At 61.2% G+C, this 4,806-nt stretch carries 6 protein-coding genes; 5 read left to right on the top strand and 1 reads right to left on the bottom strand.

All coding sequences use genetic code 11. From position 1 onward, the window contains the following. Positions 1 to 145: 145 nt before the first annotated feature. The gene (trxA, locus tag ACW9HW_RS28800; RefSeq protein WP_457402700.1) at positions 146 to 1,018 is read left to right on the top strand and encodes a thioredoxin; all 873 of its coding nucleotides are present in this window, start codon (positions 146 to 148) and stop codon (positions 1,016 to 1,018) included. Here the strand turns inward: trxA and ACW9HW_RS28795 are convergent. After that, positions 1,015 to 1,362: a hypothetical protein gene (locus ACW9HW_RS28795; protein WP_457402698.1), complete on the bottom strand. Its 348-nt coding sequence runs from the start codon at positions 1,360 to 1,362 to the stop codon at positions 1,015 to 1,017. The genes trxA and ACW9HW_RS28795 overlap by 4 nt on opposite strands. 137 nt (positions 1,363 to 1,499) lie before the next feature. Between ACW9HW_RS28795 and ACW9HW_RS28790 the strand changes: the two genes are divergently transcribed. The 4 genes from ACW9HW_RS28790 to ACW9HW_RS28775 all read left to right on the top strand — a co-directional run bounded on the left by ACW9HW_RS28790 (position 1,500) and on the right by ACW9HW_RS28775 (position 4,733). Continuing rightward, a complete protein-coding gene (locus ACW9HW_RS28790) occupies positions 1,500 to 2,090 on the top strand; it encodes a DUF2796 domain-containing protein (protein WP_457402696.1) in 591 nt (196 codons plus the stop codon). 135 nt (positions 2,091 to 2,225) lie between these two features. Next, positions 2,226 to 2,936: an ABC transporter ATP-binding protein gene (locus ACW9HW_RS28785; RefSeq protein WP_095197192.1), complete on the top strand. Its 711-nt coding sequence runs from the start codon at positions 2,226 to 2,228 to the stop codon at positions 2,934 to 2,936. 1 nt (position 2,937) lies between these two features. Beyond that, positions 2,938 to 4,203 carry an ABC transporter permease gene (locus tag ACW9HW_RS28780; RefSeq protein WP_457402694.1) on the top strand — a complete coding sequence of 422 codons (1,266 nt, stop codon included), beginning with the start codon at positions 2,938 to 2,940 and terminating at the stop codon, positions 4,201 to 4,203. Between the two features lie 11 nt (positions 4,204 to 4,214). After that, the gene (locus ACW9HW_RS28775) at positions 4,215 to 4,733 is read left to right on the top strand and encodes a DUF3299 domain-containing protein (protein WP_095197190.1); all 519 of its coding nucleotides are present in this window, start codon (positions 4,215 to 4,217) and stop codon (positions 4,731 to 4,733) included. Positions 4,734 to 4,806 lie beyond the last annotated feature (73 nt).

Here is a 4,806-nt window from a genome sequence, read left to right as displayed (position 1 = left end):
TGTGAACGCCGCAAAACCACTGTGGGAGCGAGCCTGCTCGCGAAAGCGCCCTGTCAGGCAATACACCTCTCAAAGACTACCCCGCTTCCGGCCACCCCCCACCAAGCCGTATAGTTGCTCCATTCACGCTTCCAAGAGATCCCTCATGAGTCAGCAAACGCCGTACATCTTCGACGCCACGACCGCCGATTTCGACCAGTCGGTGATCGAGAACTCTTTCCACAAACCGGTGCTGGTGGATTTCTGGGCCGAATGGTGTGCGCCGTGCAAAGTGCTGATGCCGATGCTCGAAACCATCGCCGATAGCTATCAGGGTGAATTGCTGCTGGCCAAGGTCAACTGCGACATCGAGCAAGACATCGTCGCTCGTTTCGGTATCCGCAGCCTGCCGACCGTGGTGCTGTTCAAGGATGGCCAACCCGTCGATGGTTTTGCCGGAGCACAGCCGGAGTCGGCTGTTCGTACCCTGCTCGAACCTCATGTGAAGATGCCGCCACCCGCCGCTGCCGATCCGTTCGAACAGGCCCAGGCGCTGTTCGACGACAGCCGTTTTGCCGACGCCGAAGCCATCCTCAAGGTGCTGTTGGGCGAAGACAACACCAATGCCAAGGCACTGATCCTGTATGCCCGCTGCCTCACCGAGCGCGGTGAACTGGGTGAAGCGCAAGCCGTACTCGACGCAGTCAAGAGCGATGAACACAAGGCTGCCCTGGCCGGCGCCAAGGCGCAGATCAAGTTCCTCGGCCAGGCCAAGGACCTGCCGGATGCCGCCGACCTGAAAGCCAGGCTGGCGAAAAACCCGCAGGACGATGAAGCGGTCTATCAGCTTGCAATTCAGCAACTGGCCCGCCAGCAGTACGACGCGGCGCTGGATGGCTTGCTCAAGCTGTTCATCCGCAACCGCAGCTACAGCGAAGGCTTGCCGCACAAGACCTTGCTGCAGGTGTTCGAACTGCTGGGCAACGATCACCCGCTGGTGACCACGTACCGTCGCAAGTTGTTTGCTGCGTTGTACTAAGTCGCCTCGATCCACCGGTAGAGCGGTGTATCGGCACCGCTCTCCACCTTCACGTCCGGGCTATGGCGCAACCGCACCAACAGACGCTTGCCCGACGCCGCACTGCCGGTCAAACCCTCCAACTGCTCCAACAGATCCGGCCCGCTCAACTGCCCCGCCTTTCGCAGCAAGTCCCTGGCGACCTGCCATAACGCATCATCCTGATTCAACGGTTTGGCCGGCGCTGCACTGACCGGAGCTTTTTCCACCTGCAACTGCGTACCAAGCCGTGCCCAGTCGGCGTCATCCATCTCCAGCGTCAAATCCACCGGCCAGTCGCCGATGCTTCCGCGAATTCGCAACATAAGTCCGCTCCTGCACATTTCTTCACTTGCATGCTCCCATGGGACTTGTGCAACGCCAAGCAGGCAGTCAAACTCTGCGAAATTATGTTATAAGATTACATAACATATTTTTCATTTTACTTGTCGGAGACCCGTCCATGCGCCGTCTGCTGCTCGCTTTGCCGTTTGCCTTGTTGCCACTGGCTGTTGCCCAGGCCGCCGACGAACATGACCATGATCACGACCATGAGCACGGTAGCCTCGGCGCCCACGAACACGGCGTCGGTCGCTTGAACGCGGTGCTGGATGGCCAAACCCTGGAACTGGAACTGCAAAGCCCGGCGATGAACCTGGTGGGTTTCGAACATGCCGCCACTACCGATGCTGACAAAGCCAGGGTCGCCGCAGCCCGCGCTCAACTCGAGAAGCCTTTGCCGCTGTTCAACCTGGCGAAAGCCGCCGGTTGCGTGGTGGCCAGTCAGGAACTGGAAAGCCCGCTGTTCGGTGACAAACCGGATGCCGATGACGATCACGACGAAGACGCCAAGGACGAACATCACCACGACCACAGCGAAATCCACGCCCACTACACGTTCACTTGCGCCACGCCCGGCGCGCTGAAGACCCTGGACCTGGCGAATATTTTCAACACATTCCCGGCCACCCAGAAAATTCAGGTACAACTGATCGGCCCGAGCGGGCAGCAAGGGGTTGAAGTGACGGCCAAGACTGCCGCCCTCAAATTCTGATTCACCGAAGCTCTTTCTGTGGGAGCGAGCCGGCTCGCGAATGCGGTGCGACAGTCCCTGTAATGTTGAGACTGACGCCCCCTTCGCGAGCAGGCTCGCTCCCACAGGGTTCACCCATTACCTGACCGGTTGCACATGACCCAAGCACTCATCGAACTGTCCGACCTGGGCTTCAGCTGGCCCGGACACCCGCCGCTGCTGGATATCCCGGCGTTTCGCCTGGAGCCTGGGGAAACCCTGTTTCTCAAGGGCCCCAGCGGCAGCGGCAAGACCACCCTGCTCGGCCTGCTCGGCGGCGTGCAAAAGCCTGATCGCGGCAGCATCCGCCTGCTCGGCCAGGAGCTGACTGAACTGTCGGCCGGTGCCCGCGACCATTTCCGTGTCGATCACACCGGCTACATTTTCCAGCAGTTCAACCTGCTGCCATTCCTGTCGGTGCGCGAGAACGTCGAACTGCCCTGCCATTTCTCGAAGCTGCGCGCCGAACGGGCGAAACAGCGCCATGGCAGCGTCGACAACGCGGCAGCGACCTTGCTCGCCCACTTGGGCCTGAAGGATGAACACATCCTCAGTCGCCGCGCCGACTCGCTGTCCATCGGCCAACAACAACGGGTCGCCGCCGCGCGCGCCTTGATCGGCCAACCGGAACTGGTGATCGCCGACGAACCGACTTCCGCCCTGGACTACGACGCCCGCGAGCACTTCATTCGCCTGCTGTTCGCTGAATGCCGCGAAGCCGGGTCGAGCCTGTTGTTTGTCAGTCATGACCAGAGCCTCGCGCCGCTGTTCGATCGCCACCTGTCGCTGGCCGAACTCAATCGCGCCGCCACGTCTTTCGAGGTCTGAGATGTATTTGTTTCGTCTAGCCATGACCAGCCTGGCTAACCGCCGCTTCACTGCGATCCTCACCGCGTTCGCCATCGCCCTGTCGGTGTGCCTGCTGCTGGCCGTGGAGCGAGTGCGCACCGAGGCCAAGGCCAGTTTCGCCAGCACCATCAGCGGCACCGATTTGATTGTCGGCGCGCGCTCAGGCTCGGTGAACCTGTTGTTGTATTCGGTGTTCCGCATCGGCAACGCCACCAACAACATCCGTTGGGACAGCTTCGAACACTTCGCCAACAACCCGAAAGTAAAGTGGGCGATCCCGATGTCCCTTGGCGATTCCCATCGCGGTTATCGGGTGATGGGCACTACCGAGGCCTACTTCGAGCATTATCAGTACGGCCGTCAGCAACACCTGGAACTGGCCGATGGCCGCGCCTTCGCCACGGATCCGTTCGAAGTGGTGCTCGGTGCCGAAGTGGCGGATGCGCTGCACTACAAACTCGGCGACAAACTGGTGCTGGCCCACGGCGTGGCGGCGATCAGCCTGGTCAAACATGAAGACAAGCCGTTCACCGTGGTCGGCATTCTCAAACGCACCGGCACACCGGTGGACCGCACGCTGCACATCAGCCTCGGCGGCATGGAAGCGATTCACATCGACTGGCACAACGGCGTGCCGGCCCGGGGCGAGGGGCGAATCAGTGCCGATCAGGCGCGTAACATGGACCTGACGCCACAAGCGATCACCGCCTTCATGCTGGGCCTGAACAGCAAGATTTCGACCTTTGCCTTGCAGCGCGAAATCAACGAATTCCGTGGCGAACCGATGCTGGCGATCCTCCCCGGCGTTGCGCTGCAAGAGTTGTGGAGCCTGATGAGCACCGCGGAAAAAGCCCTGTTCGTGGTCTCGCTGTTTGTGGTGCTGACCGGGCTGATCGGCATGCTCACGGCGATTCTCACCAGCCTCAACGAACGCCGCCGCGAGATGGCGATTCTGCGTTCGGTGGGCGCGCGCCCGTGGCACGTCGCGACGTTGCTGGTGCTGGAAGCGTTTGCCCTGGCGATGGCAGGCGTGATCGCCGGCGTGGCGCTGCTGTATGTGGGCATCGCCGCCGCCCAAGGTTACGTGCAAGCCAATTACGGCCTGTTTCTGCCACTGGCATGGCCCAGCGAATATGAATGGACGCTGCTTGCTGGCATCCTGATCGCCGCGCTGCTGATGGGCAGCGTGCCGGCCTGGCGCGCTTATCGCCAATCCTTGGCCGATGGCCTGTCGATCCGCTTGTGAGGACCTTGAAAATGCCCCGCGCTGTTTTTGCGCTGTTGATGCTGGTCGCCCTGCCGCTGTGGGCGGCCGAGCCGAAAGAGCTCACCTGGTCGGAAATGATCCCGCCGGACGCCCCGCCGGAAGTGCCGAACATGACGCCGCTGCACGATCTGTCGAAGATGAGCGATACGCTGTCCGCCGAATCCGCGCCAGCGGCCAAACAGGACATGCCCAACGCACCGGTGGTCAAAGCCCTCGATGGCCAGAACATTCGTTTGCCGGGGTACATCGTGCCGCTGGAAGTGAGTGAGGAAGGTCGCACCACGGACTTTCTGCTGGTGCCGTACTTCGGCGCCTGCATCCACGTACCGCCACCGCCATCGAACCAGATCGTGCACGTCAAAAGCGAAGTGGGCGTGAAGCTCGACGAGTTGTACCAGCCGTACTGGATCGAAGGCGCGATGCAGGTCAAACCGTCCTCCAGCGAGTTGGCGGATGCCGGGTATCAGATGGAGGCAGACAAGATTTACCTGTATGAACTGCCGGAGTGAATCCCGGCAATTAACCGTCGCCTGAAAAATAGTCTTCGCGAGCAGGCTCGCTCCCACAGGGAACGCATTCCAA

It is taken from the genome of Pseudomonas sp. SDO5532_S415 (assembly GCF_054071155.1).
The sequence above is the reverse complement of the archived record's forward strand: the minus strand, read 5'-3'. Positions and strand labels throughout refer to the sequence as shown.